This window comes from Pyxidicoccus sp. M6 (assembly GCF_055568925.1).
In genome coordinates this window covers 9,363,244-9,380,314 of record NZ_CM145714.1, presented here as the reverse complement: position 1 = coordinate 9,380,314, position 17,071 = coordinate 9,363,244, and the positions used below count along the sequence as shown (strand labels likewise).

Below are 17,071 nucleotides of genomic sequence, written 5' to 3'. Positions count from 1 at the left end.
CGTCACTGGAAGTTGAAGACGTAGTTCTGCCCGTAGCGCGAGTCCCACTGCTGGCAATTCTTGCGGTCCTGGTTCGAGAACCACATCTCCAGCGTGCCGGGGCCGGCGGGCAGCGGGATGAAGGCGGGAGCCTGCATCCAGTACTGCGAATTGAACTCGCCCCAGTCGACCGTCAGGGGGGCGCTGGTCTCCGGGCCGCCATTGATGCGGTAGTGCACGTAGACGCCCCACGCCTTGTAGTTGAGGTAGTACGCGCGGCACTGCCCCAGCCGGTCGATGTCGTAGTCCACCATGAGGGTGGTGCCGCCCTGGAGCGTGCCGTAGAGCGAGTGCGTCCAGCCCTCGTGGAAGGACAGCGTCGGGTTCTGCAGCACCCGGGTGTGGAAGTTCCACCCGACGTTGGAGTCCCAGTTGGAACAGCCATTGCCGTCGGTCTCCCGGAACCACACCTCCAGCTCACCGCCGGTGGTGAGGTTGATGAGCGTCTCCGCCGGGTTGCCCACGGTGGAGGCATCCGCCACGGGGAAGCTCGTCACCGTGCCGTGGTTGGTCATCATGAAGCCGGTGATGGCCCACGAGGGCCCGCGGCAGTAGGGCAGGCGCGTGGTGTCATAGATGATGCGCAGCGGACCGCCGGCCAGCGGCTGGCCCGCGAGCGAGACGCTCCAGTTGCTGCCGAAGGTCAGCGTCGGGGGGCCGGAGAGGGTGGCCGGGACGGACTGGACCTGGACGGCCGCCTCCGGCTCGGCGAGGGCGGAGGTCGAAGCGAGGCACAGCAACGGCAGCAGGGCGGACAGCAACAGCTTCTTCATTCGAGGCTCCAACGCACGCGGTGGAGGGTCGGGGTGTATCGGCTGCGTGCGACTCCCCGTGTACCAGCGGACAGGGGGACGTTGCCTCCAGGACGTCCTGGATGTGCGGTTTTGTAGGAAACTCGGACTATGGGGCGAAGAAATGTTTCCCGGCGAGTGGGATTCGCTCCCTTTTCTCAAGAAATTCCGGCGAAGCCGTAGGTCAGGAGAGGGCGCTGGAATTTCGGGTCGACGGCGCCCTGAATGCCCTGGAGGGCACCATGAGTCTGTCTGAGCTGACAGAGCTGCTGGATGGCGCGCGCAAAGGGGACACGGGCGCGCGAGATGCGCTGATGGCGGTGGCCTACCAGGAGCTCCGGCAGCTCGCGCACGCGTCTCCGGGGGTGCCTCCCATGGCGCTGGTGAACGAGGCGTGGACGCGTCTGACCCACAGCGGCGGGGTGACCTTCGACGGCCGGCGTCACTTCTTCGGCGCGGCGGCCCAGGCGATGCGGCGGGTCCTGGTTGACCGCGCGCGCATGCGCCGGGCGCAGATGCGCGACGCGGCGCAGGAGCGGCTGAGCCTGCGGGACGGGGAGGGGGACGTCCCGGCCGGCATGGACATCGAGGTGCTGGAGCTGGAGCGCGCGCTGTCGGAGCTGGAGACCTTCCAGCCGCGCCTGGCCCGCATGCTGGAGCTGCGCTACTTCGCGGGCCTGGGCCTGCTGGAGACGGCGGCGGCCCTGGGCGTGTCGCCCGCCACCGTCCGGCGCGACTGGGCCTACGCGCGCGTGTGGCTGGTGGAGCGTCTGAGCAACTGACGCCGCTCGCTTCACCGCATCAGCACCCGGCGCACGAGCGGCAGGGGCAGGCTGCCCTGCGCCACGAAGGCGTCGTGGAACTGCTTGAGGCTCGCGCCCTTCGCGGCCGTGTAGTCGCGGGCGAGCTGCTGAACCTCCAGCTTCCCGTACGTGTAATACAGGTACGTGGGGTTGTACGCGCCGCGGCGGGCCTCCTCGTAGGCGTTGGCCGGCTGCTGGAAGCAGCGCTCACGGAACAGGCGCGCGCCGTCCTCCACCGTCCAGCCCGCGGTGTGGAGCTTGATGCCGGTGACGTAGCGGCAGTCGCGCAGCAGGGCCTCGGAGAGCTGGGCGAGGCGCAGCTTCGGGTCGCCGTTGCCGTAGCCCTGGTCCAGCATCATCTGCTCCGCGTAGTGGGCCCAGCCTTCCGCGTTGCTGCCCACGCTCACCAGCTTGCGCACCTTGGTGGGGAAGCGCGGCGCGTAGAGGAACTGGAGGAAGTGGCCGGGCCAGACCTCGTGGATGTTGATGAGGTCCACCACGGGCCGGTTGTAGAGGCGCAGGTGCTCCTCCTTGTGCTGCGCCGTCCACTCCGGCTCCACCGGGGTGACGTAGTAGAAGGCCTCGGTGGCCTTCGTCTCGTACGGCCCCGGCGTGTCCATGGACGCGAAGGTCCCCGCGCGTGCGTACGGCGGCGTCTCCTCCACGAGCGGGCGCACCTCGGAGGGAATCGTCACCAGGTCCTTCTCCACCAGGAACTGCCGCACGCCCTCCACGGTGCGGCGCACGAAGGGAATCAGGTCCTCCGCGGTGGGGTGGTCCTTCTCCAGGGTGCCCATCACCTGGGAAGGCGTGAGCTTCGGGTCGATGCGCTTCGCGGTGGCGACGAAGGCCTGGTAGTCCTTCTCGAGATTGGCCTCGCCGCGCGCGAGCAACTCCGGCAGCGGCAGGTCAATCATTTCTTCATAGCGCAGCTTGGTGAGGAAGCGCTCCGCTCCCAACGCGTAGCTGCCATTGGAGCGGGGGAGCAGGTCCGTCTCCAGCCACCGCGCGAAGTCCTTCACCGCGACCACGGCCTGGGCGTTGGCCTGCTGGAATTCGGCGAGCAGCGCGGTGTCGCCACCGGCGGCATCCGTCGCCCACTGCGTCAACGAGCCCTCGAAGAAGCCCACCGAGCCCTTCGCCATGCGGATGGCGAGGTCGGTGAACTCGCGGGGCGGGTTCTTCACGTTGGCCTTGCCGGCGGCGAAGACGGCGGGCACCTGCTTCAGGCGTGCAACCACCGAGCGCAGCCGCTCCGCCTTGGGCGCGAAGTCACGCTTCATGAGCCCGTCCACCGAGCCGCCCGGCAGCCCCGCGTAGACCATGGGGCTCTGCTCCCAGCTCCGGACCACGCTCAGCTCATGGTGCTCGGCGAGGAGCTGCTGCTGGAGGGCCTCGGCGTCGATGGTCTCGTCGAAGGAGAGCGTGCTCCGGTCCAGCGCGCGCATGCGGGCGAGCAGCGACTCGAGCTCGCGGATGCGGGCCTCGATGCGCGGGCGGCTCAGGTCCTCCAGCTTCGTGTCGTACTCATGCAGCCCGTACGCGGTGGCGTTCGAAGGCGAATACGCGAAGGACGCCGCGAAGACGGCGTCCACCAGCTCTGCGAAGGACTCGGTCTTCGCGGCGGCAGTGGCCTGCGGTGCTTCGCTGGCAGGCGGAGTCACGGTGGGGCCGGGGCCCTGCCGGGCGCAGGCGAGCAGGCCACAGCAGGCGACGAGCAGCAGATGACGGGAGGAGGGAAGGGCGGGGCAGGCTCCGGGCATGCCGCCGTTCTAATCCGCCTTGCCCTGTCCGCTAAGCACGAGACCCCAGAGACGACACGCCCCGTCACCCTTTCCACACGGGAACAGGGAACGGGGCGTCTCTCCTCCGGACCTGCAAGTCATGCTTGCGCTGCCGGGCGCGCGTCGGAAGAGGCGAGAGGCGGGAGCGAGTCCGGGCGGTCCCACAGTGGGAAATGGCTGCAGCCCTCCAATTGCACGACAGTCAGACGGCTGCCTGCGCGCTGGGCACTCTCCAGCATGGAGTGGGTATCGAGGACGCGGTCCTTGCCGGGAACGAGCACCATTCCACGCTGCACGTATTGGTAGAGTGACGCATCCTGCGTGTGCATCCACTCATCAATCCCTCGCAGGTTGGACACCATGGTGGCCACGCGTTTGGGATTGAAGGGGAAGGCCATGATGAGCTCGCGCTTGCGAGCATTCTCCAGCGGGCCCCACGCGCCGCGGTTGCGCTGGGAGATGGGCTCGCGGCGCCACAGCGGCACCACGAAGGACAGCAGCCAGAGCTGCACGGCCGTGGTGCTCGTATAGGGACGGGCCTGGGGAAGGACGGGGGCCTCCAGCACCACCTCCACCCGCTTGAAGAGGTCCGGCCGCAGCTTCGCGGCCTCCAGCACGACGGCGCCGCCGCGCGAGTGGCCATGGACGCGGATGCTGTCCGTGCGCGGCAGGTGCTCCAGCGCCTGCACCAGGACGGCGGCGTCGTAGGGGATGGTGCCCTCCGGCTCCGTGGGCACCTTCACCCAGGGGGCGCTCCGGTAGCGCGGGCCCGTAATCGGCACGTGGTAGTCGCAGCTCGTCAGCAGGATGAGCTGGATGGCCGGGTCGCTGTAGTGCTCCGTGAAGTAGCGCATGTCGGCGACGAAGCCGTGCATGCAGATGACGGTGGTGCGCGGATGGTCGCTCCGGCGCTCGGCGATGGCGGCCTTGCCGACCTGATAGACGTCCCCGTCGAACGGCTCGCTCTTGGCGGGCGTGCACTCGCGGTGCAGCAACCACTGCCTCAGTCCGAGCACCAGCACGACGACGGCGGCGAGGATTCCAAGGGCCAGGTACATGGTTCCTCCCGTGCAGGTAACCGGAGGCTCACGCTACTTCGCGCATCATGTTGCGCGCGATGACGAGCTGCTGAATCTGGCTGGTGCCCTCGTAGAGGCGGAACAGCCGCACATCACGGTAGAAGCGCTCGATGCCGTAGTCGGCGATGTAGCCGGCCCCGCCGAAAATCTGCACGGCGCGGTCCGCCACGCGGCCCACCATCTCGCTCGCGAAGAGCTTGCAGCACGAGGCCTCGGTGCTGACGTTCTGCCCCTCGTCGCGCTTGTGAGCCGCGTCCAGCACCATGCAGCGGGCGGCGTAGGCCTCGGTGCGGCTGTCGGCGAGCATGGCCTGGATGAGCTGGAACTCGGCGATGGGCTTGCCGAACTGCTCGCGCTCCATGGCGTAGCGCAGGCTCTCGCGGATGAGGCGCTCGGCCACGCCGACACACACGGCGGCGATGTGGAGCCGGCCTCTGTCCAACACCTTCATCGCCGTCTTGAAGCCCTGGCCCTCGCGTCCGCCCAGCAGCTGCGACGCGGGCACGCGGCAGTCTTCGAACAGGACGTCCGCGGTGTGCGTGCCCTTCTGCCCCATCTTCCTGTCGTGCGGGCCGATGTTCAGGCCCGGCGTGCCCGCCTCCACGAGGAAGGCGGAGATGCCGCCCGCGCCCTTGTCCTCGGTGTTGGTGCGCGCCATCACCGTGAAGAGGCCCGCCTCCGGCGCGTTGGTGATGAAGCGCTTGGTGCCGTTGAGCACGTAGGCGTCGCCCTCGCGGCGCGCGGTGGTGCGCAGCGACGACGCGTCCGAGCCGGCGTTCGGTTCGGTGAGCGCGAAGGCGCCGACGATTTCTCCCGAGGCCAGCCGGGGGAGGTACTTCTTCTTCTGCTCATCGGTGCCGTCCAGGATGATGCCCTGCGAGCCGATGCCGTTGTTGGTGCCGATGAGCGAGCGGAACGCGGGTGACGTCTGGCCGAGCACGAAGGCCACCTGCACCTCCTGGCTCATGTTGAGGCCGATGCCGCCGTACTCCACCGGCGTGGACAGGCCGAAGAGGCCCAGCCCGCGCATCTCCTCCACCAACTCCGACGGAATGGCGTCCTCGTCCGCGACGCGGTGCTCGTTGGGCACCAGCCGCTCCTTCACGAAGCGCTCCAGCGTGTCGAGCAGCTGGACCAGGGTGTCTTCATCACAAGCCATGGTGGCGTGTCCCTCTTCAGCGGCGCATCAGGGCCGCTTCGACGTTGCGAACCAGGTTCACCAGGCGGGGGCCCAGATCGAGCAGCAGCCGCTGGCGCGGAAGCAGGAACGACGGGCCGCCACAGTTGAAGGCGAGGATTCCGCTGCCGTCCGGGGGGATGAAGGGTACACCCACCGCGTTGACGTCCCGGTCCCAGTCCCCCACGGAGAGGGTGAAGCCGTACGTCTGGTAGTCGGAGAGGGCCTGCTCGATTCCGGCGCGGATGCGGGGCCAGTTGTCGCCCTCGCGCTTCGCCATGTGCTCCATGAAGTAGTTGCGCTCCGGCTCGGGCAGCGCGGCGAGCAGCGCGCGTCCCATGGCCGTGGTGGCCAGCGGCAGCCGTGAGCCGATGTCCAGCCGCAGCGTCACCGCGGCGGTGGAGCGACAGTGCTCGACATAGACGACGTTGAGCCTGTCACGCGTGCCCAGCGACACCGGCACGTTGGCGTAGTCCGCCAGCTCCTGCATCAGCGGGCGCGCCACGTCACGCACGCCCATGTTGGAGAGCGCCGCGAAGCCGAGCGCCAGCACCCGAGTGCCGAGCTGGTACTTCCCCAGCCGCTCCGAATACGTGAGGTAGCCCAGCCGCGTCAGCGTGTGCGTCAGCCGGGAGATGGTCGGCTTGGGCAGGCCCGTGCTCGCCGCCAGCTCCTGGTTGCCCAACATGGGCCGCTGCGGCGTGAAGGCCCGCAGGATTTCCAGCCCGCGAGCCAGTGCCGTCACGAACTGCCGGTCCTTCACCTCCTCGTCACCGTCGCCGAGCAGCTCCAGCGACTCCATGGAGGTGATGCCAGTGTCGTTCGTGGGCGCGTACGAGACAGTGGGCCGGGTCATGGCAGTCCTGAAAGAGTGGGATTGCAAGGAGAGTAGACAATCGGTAGATAGGGGTCAAGGTTTTGCGAAACTCAGTTTCGCACAGCGAAATTAGGCAAAACCAGAAACCAGAGATGCGATGAAGGAGGCGGACGTGCTGGAGGTGAATCAGCCCGGGCTCGTGCTTGGCATCGTGGGCACGGGGACGATGGGCCGGGGCATTGCGCAGCTTGCGGCGCAGGCGGGCATCACCGTGCGCCTGTTCGACACGCGCCCGCGGGCCGCGGAGGAAGCGCGCGCCAACGTCGGGGCGATGTTGGAGTCGCTGGCCGCGAAGGGGCGCCTGTCCGTGGAGGAGGCGCGCTCGGCGACGCTGCGCCTGCAGCCCATCCATTCCGAGGAGGAGCTCGCTGGAAGCCACGTGGTGGTGGAGGCCATCGTCGAGGACGTCGCGGCGAAGCAGTCGCTCTTCACGCGGCTGGAGAAGATTGTCGGGCCGGACTGCCTGCTGGCCACCAACACCTCGTCGCTGTCGGTGACGTCCATCGCCGCCGCGTGCGAGCGCCCGGGCCGCGTGGGCGGCTTCCACTTCTTCAACCCGGTGCCGTTGATGAAGGTGGTGGAGGTCATCGACGGCGCGCGCACGGAGCCATGGGTAGCTCCGGCGCTCGTCGCGCTCGCGAAGCGCATGGGCCACCGCCCGGTGCGCGCGGCGGACACGCCGGGCTTCATCGTCAACCATGCGGGGCGGGGCTTCGGCACGGAGGCGCTGCGCATCCTCCAGGAAGGCATCGCCTCCTTCGACGAGGTGGACCGCATCCTCCGCGAGGCCGCGGGCTTCCGCATGGGCCCGTTCGAATTGCTCGACCTCACCGGGCTCGACGTGTCGCATCCGGTGATGGAGTCCGTCTACGAGCAGTTCTACCAGGAGCCCCGCTTCCGTCCGTCGTACGTGCTGCGGCAGCGGCTCGCCGCGGGACTGCTCGGGCGCAAGGCGGGCCAGGGCTTCTACTCGCACGAGGGCGGCAAGCAGCATCCGGTGGCCGCGCCCGCCGTGCCCCAGGGCGAGCGCCGTCCCGTCTGGGTGAGTGCGGACGAGACGGGCTGGAGGGATGCGCTGCGCAACATCGTCACGGCCGCGGGCTGGACATGGGACGAGGGGCAGCGGCCGGGCGCGGAGTCGCTGTGCCTCGTCGCGCCGCTCGGGCGTGACGCCACCACCACGGCGCTGGCGCTGGGCGTGGACCCCGAGCGCACGGTGGCGGTGGACCTGCTCTTCGGCCCGGAGCGGCGGCGCACGGCGATGACGACGCCGGTGACGCGGCCCGCGTTTCTTGACTCGGCGCTGGCGCTGCTCGCGGCGGACGGCACGGCGGTGTCGCGCATCCACGACAGCCCGGGCTTCGTCGCGCAGCGAGTGCTGGCCACCATCGTCAACATCGCCTGCGACATCGCGCAGCAGCGCATCGCCAGCCCGGAGGACATCGACGCCGCCGTCACGCTGGGTCTCGGCTATCCGAAGGGCCCGCTGGCCTGGGGTGATGCGATTGGCCCGGGCCGAGTGCTGAAGGCGCTGGAGGCCCTGCACATCGCCACGGGGGATCCGCGCTACCGCGCCAGTCCGTGGCTCTCCCGCCGGGCGCGGCTCGGCGTGTCGCTGCTCACTCCGGAAGGATGAATCGCATGAGCCTCATGAGTGCCTATGTCTATGACGGCCTGCGCACGCCGTTCGGCCGCCACGCCGGTGCGCTGGCGCCGGTGCGTCCCGATGACCTGCTCGCCGGTGTCATCCGAGCGCTGGTGGCCCGTGGCCCCTTCGAGGCGCACGACGTGGAGGACGTCATCGCCGGCTGCACCAACCAGGCGGGCGAGGACAGCCGCAACGTGGCCCGGCACGCAGGGTTGCTCGCGGGGCTACCCATCGAAGTCGCGGGCCTGACGGTGAATCGCCTGTGCGGCAGCGGCCTGGCCGCGGTCATCGACGCGGCGCGCGCCACCACGGTGGGGCAGGGTGAGTTGTTCGTCGCGGGCGGCGTGGAGAGCATGAGCCGCGCGCCCTTCGCGCTGGCCAAGGCCGAGTCCGCCTTCAGCCGCGACGCGCGCATCTACGACACGACCATGGGCGCGCGCTTCCCCAACCCGCGCCTCGTCGCGGGCTTCGGCGACGACACCATGCCGGAGACGGCGGACAACATCGCGCATGACTTGAACATCGGCCGCGAGGCAGGCGACCGCTTCGCGCTGGCCTCGCAGCAGAAGTACGCCGCCGCGCAGAAGGCGGGCTTCTTTGCCGGCGAGCTGCTGCCGGTGGAGCTGCCGGGCCGCAAGGGCGCCGTCACCACGGTGGCGGTGGACGAGCACCCGCGCCCGGACACCACGCTCGACAAGCTGGCCGCACTCAAGCCGCTCCAGTCGGACGGCGTCGTCACCGCGGGCAACGCGTCGGGCATCAACGACGGGGCCGCGGCGCTGCTGATTGGCACGCTGGGCGTCGGAGAGAAGGCCGGATGCAAGCCGCTGGCGCGCATCGTCTCGGCGGCCGTCGCCGGAGTGCCACCGCGCACCATGGGACTGGGGCCGGTGCCCGCCTCGCGCAAGGCGCTGGACCGGGCGGGGCTGACGCTCGCGGACATGGACGTCATCGAAATCAACGAGGCCTTCGCGGTGCAGGTGCTGGGCTGCCTCAAGCTGCTGGAGTTGGCCGAGAACGACAGCCGCGTGAATCCAAACGGCGGCGCCATCGCCGTGGGCCATCCGCTGGGCGCGTCGGGCGCGAGGCTGGCGCTGACGGCCGCTCGGCAGCTCCAGGTGAGCGGAGGGCGCTACGCGCTCGTCACCATGTGCATCGGCGTGGGGCAGGGCATCGCCGCCATCCTGGAGAAGGTCTGACATGAGCCAACGTGCATCGTTCCGGTGGGAAGACCCGTTCCTGCTCGAAGAGGAGCTGAAGGAAGAGGAGCGGCTGCTGCGCGACACCGCGCACGACTACTGCCAGAAGCAGCTCATGCCGCGCGTCCTCGAGGCCAACCGCCACGAGGTCTTCCACCGCGAAATCATGAACGAGATGGGCAGCCTCGGTCTGCTGGGCTCCACGCTGCCGCCCGAGTACGGCGGGGCCGGCGCCTCGTACGTGGCCTATGGCCTGCTCGCGCGCGAGGTGGAGCGAGTGGACTCCGGCTACCGCTCCGCGATGAGCGTGCAGTCCTCGCTCGTCATGTACCCCATCTACGCGTACGGCTCGGAGGAGCAGCGGCGGAAGTACTTGCCCGGGCTGGCCAAGGGCGAGCTCGTCGGGTGCTTCGGGCTGACGGAGCCGGACGCGGGCTCGGACCCGGGCTCCATGCGCAGCCGCGCGCGGAAGACTCCCGGGGGCTATCTCCTCTCCGGCACCAAGCAGTGGATTACCAACTCGCCCATTGCGGACGTCTTCGTCGTCTGGGCGAAGGATGAGCAGGACGAGATTCGCGGCTTCGTGCTGGAGAAGGGCATGAAGGGGCTCACCGCGCCGAAGATTGAAGGCAAGTTTTCATTACGCGCGTCGGTGACGGGCGGCATCGCCATGGACGACGTGTTCGTCCCCGAGGAGAACCTGCTCGCGGGCGTGAAGGGACTGAAGGGGCCCTTCGGCTGCCTCAACAACGCGCGCTACGGCATTTCGTGGGGAGCCATGGGCGCGGCGGAGTTCTGCTGGCACACGGCGCGCGCGTACACGATGGAGCGCAAGATGTTCGGCCGTCCCCTGGCCGCCACGCAGCTCATCCAGAAGAAGCTGGCGGACATGCAGACGGAAATCACGCTGGGGCTGACGGCGGCGCTCCGGCTGGGCCGGATGAAGGACGCGGAGAAGGCCGCGCCGGAGGCCATCTCCCTGCTCAAGCGCAACAACTGCGGCAAGGCGCTGGATATCGCGCGCGTGGCTCGCGACATGCTGGGCGGCAACGGAATCGCGGACGAGTACCACGTCATCCGTCACGTGATGAACCTGGAAGCGGTGAACACCTACGAGGGCACGCACGATGTCCACGCGCTCATTCTCGGGCGCGCGCAGACGGGCATCCAGGCCTTCAGTTGAGACGCGGGAGACGGTCATGCACGGCTTCGACAAGCTGTACATCCACGGTGTCTGGACGCCCTCGCGAGGCGGGGGCCATATCGACGTGCTCAGTGCCTCCACCGAGGATGTGATGGGCCGCATCCCCGAGGGCACCGCGGAGGACGTGGACCTCGCGGTGAAGGCCGCGCGCGCCGCCTTCGAGTCCTGGTCCACGCGTCCCGCCTCCGAGCGGGCTCGGTTCCTCCAGCGCATTCACGATGGCCTGACGGCGCGGCAGGACGACCTGGCGAAGGCAATCACCGGCGAGGTGGGCATGCCCCTGGGGCTGGCGAAGCCCATCCAGGTGGGCACGCCTATCACCGTGACGGCCAGCTACGTGAAGCTCCTCCAGGAGTTCTCCTTCGAGGAGCAGGTGGGCAACTCGCTCGTCGTGCGCGAGCCGGTGGGCGTGGTGGCCTGCATCACCCCGTGGAACTACCCGCTGCATCAAATCATCGCCAAGGTGGCTCCGGCGCTGGCGGCGGGCTGCACGGTGGTGCTGAAGCCCAGCGAGGTGGCGCCGCTCAACGCCTTCATCCTGGCGGAGGTGATTCACGAGGCGGGCCTTCCGGCCGGCGTCTTCAACCTCGTCTCCGGCACGGGTCCCGTGGTGGGTGAAGCGCTCGTCCGCCATCCCGAAGTGGACATGGTCTCCTTCACCGGCTCCACGCGCGCCGGGCGGCGCATCTCCGAGGTGGCCTCCGCCACCATCAAGCGCGTGGCGCTGGAGCTGGGCGGCAAGTCGGCGGCCATCATCCTCGACGACGCGAATCTGAAGAACGTCGTGAAGCGCGTGGTGGGCAACTGCTTCCTCAACTCCGGGCAGACGTGCTCGGCGCACACGCGCATGCTGGTTCCGCGCGCCATGCATGACGAGGCGGCGAAGCTCGCCGCCGAGGTGGCCTTGAGCTTCACCGTGGGAGACCCGTTCAAGGGTGAGGCGAAGCTCGGGCCCCTCATCTCCGACACGCAGCGCAAGCGCGTACGCGAGTACATCCAGCAAGGCATCCGCGAGGGCGCGAAGCTCGTCGCGGGCGGGGCCGAGCCGCCCGAGGGCCTGCCGAAGGGCTACTACGTGAAGCCCACCGTCTTCATGGGCGTCACGCCCGAGATGACGATTGCCCAGGAGGAAATCTTCGGGCCCGTGCTCGTCATCATGCCGTACGAGGATGAAGACGACGCCATCCGCATCGCCAACAGCACCATCTACGGCCTGTCGGGTGCTGTCTGGTCCAACGACGTCGAGCGCGCGAAGCGCGTGGCCCGGCGGATGCGCACCGGCCAGGTGGACATCAACGGCGGCAAGTTCAACCCGCTGGCTCCGTTTGGTGGATACCGTCAGTCCGGGCACGGCCGCGAGTTCGGCAGGTACGGGCTGGAGGAGTTCCTGGAGCACAAGGCGATGCAGCTCTGAGGTTCCACTCGCTGTTCCTCAATGCACTGGAGCAAGCCACCATGAAGGCTGCTGTGTGTTTCGAGAAGGACAAGCTGTCCATCGACGACATCCGCTTCGATGCGCCCCGGGCCCAGGAAGTACTCGTCCGCATGGTGGCGTGTGGCGTGTGTCACACGGACCTGTCGGTGCTGAACGGCACGGTGAAGATGAAGCTGCCGTGCGTGCTGGGCCACGAGGGCGCGGGCATCGTCGAGGAGGTCGGCGAGGGCGTCACCCACGTGAAGAAGGGCGACAAGGTCGTCCTCTCGTGGGTGGCCCAGTGCGGTGAGTGCTACTACTGCCGCATCCAGCGTCCGAACCTGTGCGTGCTCGGGGAGAAGATCAACGCGAGCAACCGGATGCCGGACGGCAGCACCCGGCTGCACAAGGACGACACGGACCTGAATGTCTTCTCCGCGCTGGGCGCGCTGTCTGAGTACGCCGTCGTCCCGGCGCGCGCGGCGGTGCGGCTGCCGTCCGATGCACCGCTGGACAAGGCTGCGTTGATTGGCTGCGCGGTGACGACGGGCGTGGGCGCGGTGCTCAACACGGCGGAGATGCCCCGGGGCGCCACGGTGGCGGTGTTCGGCGCGGGTGGCGTGGGCCTGAACATCATCCAGGGCGCGGTGATTGCCGGGGCCGAGCGCATCATCGCGGTGGATGTGCACCCGAAGAAGCTGGAGCTGGCGAAGGTCTTCGGAGCGACGGACGTGGTGGACGCGAAGGGCGCGGACCCGGTGGCGGCCATCCGCGAGCTGACGCAGGGGCGCGGCGCGGACTACGCCTACGAGGCCGTGGGCCGCAAGGAGACGATTGAGCAGGCCTATATGTGCACGCGCAAGGCGGGCACCTGCGTCGTCGTCGGCGTGGGCAGCGTGAAGGAGTCCATCAGCCTGAACGTCTTCGTGCTGCCCCTCTTCGAGAAGCGGCTGCTCGGCTCGTGGTTCGGCACGGCGGACGTGCACCGCGACATGCCCCGGCTGCTGGAGCTCTACACACAGGGAAAGCTCAAGCTCGATGAGCTGGTGACGACGACGTACAAGCTGGACCAGCTCGACGCGGCGTTCACGGACATGAAGAACGGAGTGAATGCCCGAGGTGTGGTGCTCTTCTGACGCGAGCTGCACTCCCGGAGGGCGGCGCGAGGTCCGCGCCGCTCCTCGGATGGGGTGTATCGATGAGCGCGTGGCTCAGCGCGTTTCTACGCGGAAGCCCAGGCGTGGGAAGTGCACGTGCACGACGCCCGCGCGCGGGTCCTCGCGGCGGAGGATGAGCTCCTCGGAGCCGGCGAAGAGCAGCTCGCCCTCCACCGGGTCCACGCCGTAGTCGACCGCGGCGATGCTCACCTTCTGGCCCGGCCTGAAGCCATTCGGGTCCTCGTAGCGCTCATCGGGCAGCGGCGCTGGTGTGGCCTCGCGGGCGATGGTGATGGCCTCCTCCGCGCTCGTCTCCTTGGGCGTGCCGTGTCCGAAGGCGAGCACCCGCTCCAACCAGGCCGACACGCCCGGCCACTTGTTGACGAATGGCGCGGTCAGCGGCGTGTCCCGGAGGAACCACAGGGGATGGGCCATGGCGAGGTCCGCGATGCTCGGCTCTCCGAAGAGGAAGCTCCCGGGCCGGTGCGAGAGCTGCGCCTCCAGCCGCGCCATGAGGACGGGCCACTGGTTCCGGGCCTGCTCCACCGGCATGCGGCTCGCGGTGCCGCCGCTGAAGAGCGCGGCGCGGTCGGCGGTGAAGGCCTTCAGGTGCTCCGGCGGCGCCTTCGCGAAGCGGGCCGAGACGACCTCCGGCTGGAACATCAGCGTCACCGCGGTCATGAACACCACGGAGTCCGCCCACGCGGCGAAGCTGGCCACGGTGAGCTCCTGGCCGCGCGGGAACAGCGTGGGAGTGGGCTTCACCCGCTCCAGGTGGCGGGCGATGAGCGCGGTGTCACAGTAGACGTCCGCGCCCTGCTGCAGCACGGGCGTCTTCCGATAGCCACCCGTGAGCGCCATCAGGTCCGGCTTGGGCATGATGCGCGGGATGTGCACCGAGCGCCATGCGAGCTGCTTGAAGCCCAGCATCAGGCGGCCCTTCTCGGCGAAGGGTGAGGCCGGGTAGTGATGGAGGATGAGCTCGGACATGGTTTGGCTCCGCGATGAAGAGGTGGGCGCAGCGTAGCGGACGCGGCGGGAAGTTCACGGCTTGCCGAGCAGTTCCAGCGCGGCGGTGGTGAGCGTGGTGACGCCGGTGCGCAGCGTGAGCTCGCGGTCCGGCGCGTACAGCGGCGAGTGTGCGGAGGGCAGGGCCTCTCCCGCGGCCTGGGCCTTGGCGAGGCGTTGGGGCTCGACGATGCCGAGCCACAGCATGACGGCGGTGACGCCCGCGCGGCCGTACTCGGAGAAGTCCTCACCGCCCATGACGGGCTGCGCCTCGCTGAGGTTCTGCGGGCCGAGCACCCGGCCCACCGCGGCCACCAGCCGCTTCGTCAGTTCCGGGTCGTTGTAGGTGGCGCGCGTGCCCTCGGTGACGGAGACATCGGGCGAGCGGGGGGCGTTGGCGGTCTGGGCCTCCCCCTTCGTCACGCGCTCGATTCCGGCGAGCAGCGCCTTGCGCACCTCGGGCTTGTACGTGCGCAGCGTGAGCTGGAGCTTCACCTCGTCCGGGATGATGTTGTGCTTGGTGCCGCCGTGGATGGAGCCCACCGTGAGCACTGCGGGCTCCAGCGGGTGCTTCTCACGACTGATGAGCGTCTGCAGCGAGAGGATGGTGCGCGCGGCCAGTACCACCGGGTCCACCGTGGTGTGCGGGTACGCGCCGTGCCCGCCCTTGCCGTAGAGCGTGATGTCGATGGAGTCCACGCTCGCCATCGAATAGCCGGACGTGTACTGCACCGTTCCCGACGCGGCGGTGCCCATGGTGTGCAGGGCCACGGCGAAGTCCGGCTTGGGGAAGCGCTTGAACAGGCCGTCCGCGAGCATCGCCCGTGCACCCGCGCCAATCTCCTCGGCGGGCTGGCCCACCAGCATCAGCGTGCCGCGCCACTTGTCCTTCGACTTCGCCAGCAGCGTGGCCGCGCCCATCCATGAGGTCATGTGCACGTCGTGTCCGCACGCATGCATCACCGACACCGTGGCCCCGGACGCATCCTTCACCTTCACCTGGCTGGAGTAGGGCAGTCCCGTCTTCTCCTCCACCGGCAGTGCATCCATGTCCGTGCGCAGCAGCACCGTGGGGCCCTTGCCGTTGCGAAGAATCGCGACGATGCCGTGCCCGCCCACCTTCTGCGTCACCTCGTAGCCCAGCTTGCGCAGGCGCTCCGCGAGCTTCGCCGCCGTCTGCTCCTCTTGCAGCGACAGCTCGGGCGACTGGTGCAGGTCCCGGTAGAACGCGTCCAGGTCCGGATAGAGCGCGTCGAGGCCACCAAGAACGGGCGAAGGCGCCGCCGCGAGGGCCGGTCCACCCGATACGGCGACACAGGTGAAGAGGGCGGCAAGCAGGGGGAGCGATTTCACCAGGAGGTCTCCTGTCCGAATGGCTGTAGAGCAGGCAATAGAGCACACCTTGCCGCGGGGCGTTGAGGCTGGCACCTCGGGTGCGCATCCATGGACGGGATGCCCGAGAACCTGCTCCCAGAGCCCGCCTGGATTCACGACGCCGTCTTCATGCACGTGTACCCGCTGGGCGCCTGCGGCGCTCCCGCGGCGAATGACTTCCACAGTGCGCCCACCGCGCGACTGGACCGGCTCTTGCCGTGGCTGGACGTGTGGGCCGCACTCGGAGTCAACGCGGTGTACCTGGGCCCGGTCTTCGAGTCGTCCACGCACGGCTACGACACGGCGGATTACATCCAGGTGGACCGGCGCCTCGGCGATGACACGGCGCTCGCCCGGCTGGTGGACGGGCTGCACGCGCGGGGGATGAAGGTGGTGGTGGATGCCGTCTTCCACCACGTGGGGCGCGCCTTCTGGGCCTTCCGGGACGTGCGCGAGAAGGGGCAGGCGTCGCCGTACCGGAGCTGGTTCGCGGGCCTGCGCTTCGATGCGCGCAACCGGTTCGGGGACCCGTTCGTGTACCAGGGCTGGCATGGGGTGGACGAGCTGGTGAAGCTGGACCTGCGCCAGGACGCGGTTCGTCGGCATCTCTTCGACGCGGTGGCGCACTGGGTGAAGCGCTTCGACATCGACGGGCTGCGGCTGGATGCGGCGGACGCCATGGATTTGGACTTCTTCGACGGGCTCCACGCGTTCTGCGCGGGACTGGAGAGGAAGCTCTGGCTGATGGGCGAGGTCATCCACGGTGACTATCGCCAGTGGGCCCGGCCTGGACGGCTGCACGCGACCACGGACTACGCGCTGTGGAAGGCGCTCTGGTCCAGCCACAATGACAGGAACTACTTCGAGCTGGCTCACACGCTGAAGCGCCAGTACGCCGCCGGCGAGGGCATGTACGAGGGGCTCACGCTCTACACGTTCGCGGACAACCATGACGTGAATCGGGCCGCGAGCCAGTTGAAGGAGCTCCGTCACCTGCCGCTGTTGTACCTGCTCCTCTTCACGCTGCCGGGTGCGCCGTCGCTGTACTACGGCAGCGAGTGGGGACAGCAGGGGCGCAAGGAGGGTGGTGATGACCGGCCGTTGCGCCCGCCGCTGCCGGACCCCCCCGGGCCCGCGGACAATCCGCTCGGGCTACGCGCCGCCATCTCGCGCTACGCGGCGCTCCGGAACCAGCATGAGGCGCTGAGGCGCGGGCGCTTCCGTGAGCTGCTGGTGCGCAACGAGCAACTCGCCTACGCGCGGGAGCTGGGGAGTGAGCTCGTCATCGTGGCGGTGAATTCTTCAGACAAACCCTCGGACCTCGTGGACCTGTCGATGCCGGGTTCCGCACAAGGGGAGTGGGTGGACCTGCTGGAGCCCACGCGCCGATTCTCCCTGCGAGGTGGTCGGCTCTCGTTGGGCGTCCTGCCGCCCACGACGGGACGGGTGCTACGTCGAGCGTGAGCCGGAGGGCGCCGTGCTAGCTTGAAACAAAAGGAGCTTGCACATGCCCCCGA

Annotated in this window: 14 protein-coding genes; 7 read left to right on the top strand and 7 right to left on the bottom strand. The window is 68.9% G+C overall.

From position 1 onward, the window contains the following. Nucleotides 1–2: 2 nt before the first annotated feature. Nucleotides 3–812, bottom strand: a complete 810-nt coding sequence (locus ACVTJA_RS36825; protein WP_465827041.1) for a DUF6209 family protein — start codon at nucleotides 810–812, stop codon at nucleotides 3–5. Between the two features lie 260 nt (nucleotides 813–1,072). Between ACVTJA_RS36825 and ACVTJA_RS36820 the strand changes: the two genes are divergently transcribed. Beyond that, a complete protein-coding gene (locus ACVTJA_RS36820; RefSeq protein ID WP_465827039.1) occupies nucleotides 1,073–1,612 on the top strand; it encodes an ECF-type sigma factor in 540 nt (179 codons plus the stop codon). An 11-nt stretch (nucleotides 1,613–1,623) separates the two neighbouring features. On the opposite strand, the gene ACVTJA_RS36815 is transcribed toward ACVTJA_RS36820, so the two are convergent. The 4 genes from ACVTJA_RS36815 to ACVTJA_RS36800 form a co-directional block, all read right to left on the bottom strand. Continuing rightward, a complete protein-coding gene (locus ACVTJA_RS36815; protein WP_465827036.1) occupies nucleotides 1,624–3,396 on the bottom strand; it encodes a DUF885 domain-containing protein in 1,773 nt (590 codons plus the stop codon). A 119-nt stretch (nucleotides 3,397–3,515) separates the two neighbouring features. After that, entirely contained in the window at nucleotides 3,516–4,475 is a 960-nt protein-coding gene (locus tag ACVTJA_RS36810) for an alpha/beta fold hydrolase (RefSeq protein WP_465827035.1), read from the bottom strand. Nucleotides 4,476–4,503: 28 nt separating this feature from the next. Then, complete coding sequence (locus ACVTJA_RS36805) at nucleotides 4,504–5,655, bottom strand: acyl-CoA dehydrogenase family protein (RefSeq protein ID WP_465827032.1); 1,152 nt, start codon at nucleotides 5,653–5,655, stop codon at nucleotides 4,504–4,506. A gap of 16 nt (nucleotides 5,656–5,671) precedes the next feature. Continuing rightward, a complete protein-coding gene (locus tag ACVTJA_RS36800) occupies nucleotides 5,672–6,529 on the bottom strand; it encodes an IclR family transcriptional regulator (RefSeq protein WP_465827030.1) in 858 nt (285 codons plus the stop codon). Between the two features lie 118 nt (nucleotides 6,530–6,647). On the opposite strand from ACVTJA_RS36800, the gene ACVTJA_RS36795 reads away from it, so the two are divergent. The 5 genes from ACVTJA_RS36795 to ACVTJA_RS36775 are packed head-to-tail and all read left to right on the top strand — an operon-like array spanning nucleotide 6,648 to nucleotide 13,151. Next, nucleotides 6,648–8,186, top strand: a complete 1,539-nt coding sequence (locus tag ACVTJA_RS36795; protein WP_465827027.1) for a 3-hydroxyacyl-CoA dehydrogenase — start codon at nucleotides 6,648–6,650, stop codon at nucleotides 8,184–8,186. Between the two features lie 5 nt (nucleotides 8,187–8,191). After that, on the top strand, nucleotides 8,192–9,397 hold the full coding sequence (locus tag ACVTJA_RS36790; protein WP_465827025.1) for a 3-oxoadipyl-CoA thiolase: 1,206 nt from the start codon (nucleotides 8,192–8,194) through the stop codon (nucleotides 9,395–9,397). Between the two features lies 1 nt (nucleotide 9,398). Beyond that, on the top strand, nucleotides 9,399–10,580 hold the full coding sequence (locus tag ACVTJA_RS36785) for an acyl-CoA dehydrogenase (protein WP_465827023.1): 1,182 nt from the start codon (nucleotides 9,399–9,401) through the stop codon (nucleotides 10,578–10,580). 16 nt (nucleotides 10,581–10,596) lie between these two features. Beyond that, nucleotides 10,597–12,015, top strand: a complete 1,419-nt coding sequence (locus tag ACVTJA_RS36780; protein WP_465827020.1) for an aldehyde dehydrogenase family protein — start codon at nucleotides 10,597–10,599, stop codon at nucleotides 12,013–12,015. 41 nt (nucleotides 12,016–12,056) lie between these two features. Continuing rightward, on the top strand, nucleotides 12,057–13,151 hold the full coding sequence (locus ACVTJA_RS36775) for a Zn-dependent alcohol dehydrogenase (protein WP_465827018.1): 1,095 nt from the start codon (nucleotides 12,057–12,059) through the stop codon (nucleotides 13,149–13,151). Between the two features lie 75 nt (nucleotides 13,152–13,226). Here the strand turns inward: ACVTJA_RS36775 and ACVTJA_RS36770 are convergent, their stop codons facing one another. Both ACVTJA_RS36770 and ACVTJA_RS36765 read right to left on the bottom strand, forming a co-directional pair. Further along, nucleotides 13,227–14,162 carry a glutathione S-transferase family protein gene (locus ACVTJA_RS36770; RefSeq protein WP_465827017.1) on the bottom strand — a complete coding sequence of 312 codons (936 nt, stop codon included), beginning with the start codon at nucleotides 14,160–14,162 and terminating at the stop codon, nucleotides 13,227–13,229. A gap of 54 nt (nucleotides 14,163–14,216) precedes the next feature. Further along, the gene (locus ACVTJA_RS36765) at nucleotides 14,217–15,533 is read right to left on the bottom strand and encodes an amidohydrolase (protein WP_465827015.1); all 1,317 of its coding nucleotides are present in this window, start codon (nucleotides 15,531–15,533) and stop codon (nucleotides 14,217–14,219) included. A gap of 90 nt (nucleotides 15,534–15,623) precedes the next feature. Between ACVTJA_RS36765 and ACVTJA_RS36760 the strand changes: the two genes are divergently transcribed. Further along, nucleotides 15,624–17,018 (top strand): alpha-amylase family glycosyl hydrolase, encoded by a 1,395-nt coding sequence (locus ACVTJA_RS36760; protein WP_465827013.1) that lies wholly within the window; start codon nucleotides 15,624–15,626, stop codon nucleotides 17,016–17,018. Nucleotides 17,019–17,071 lie beyond the last annotated feature (53 nt).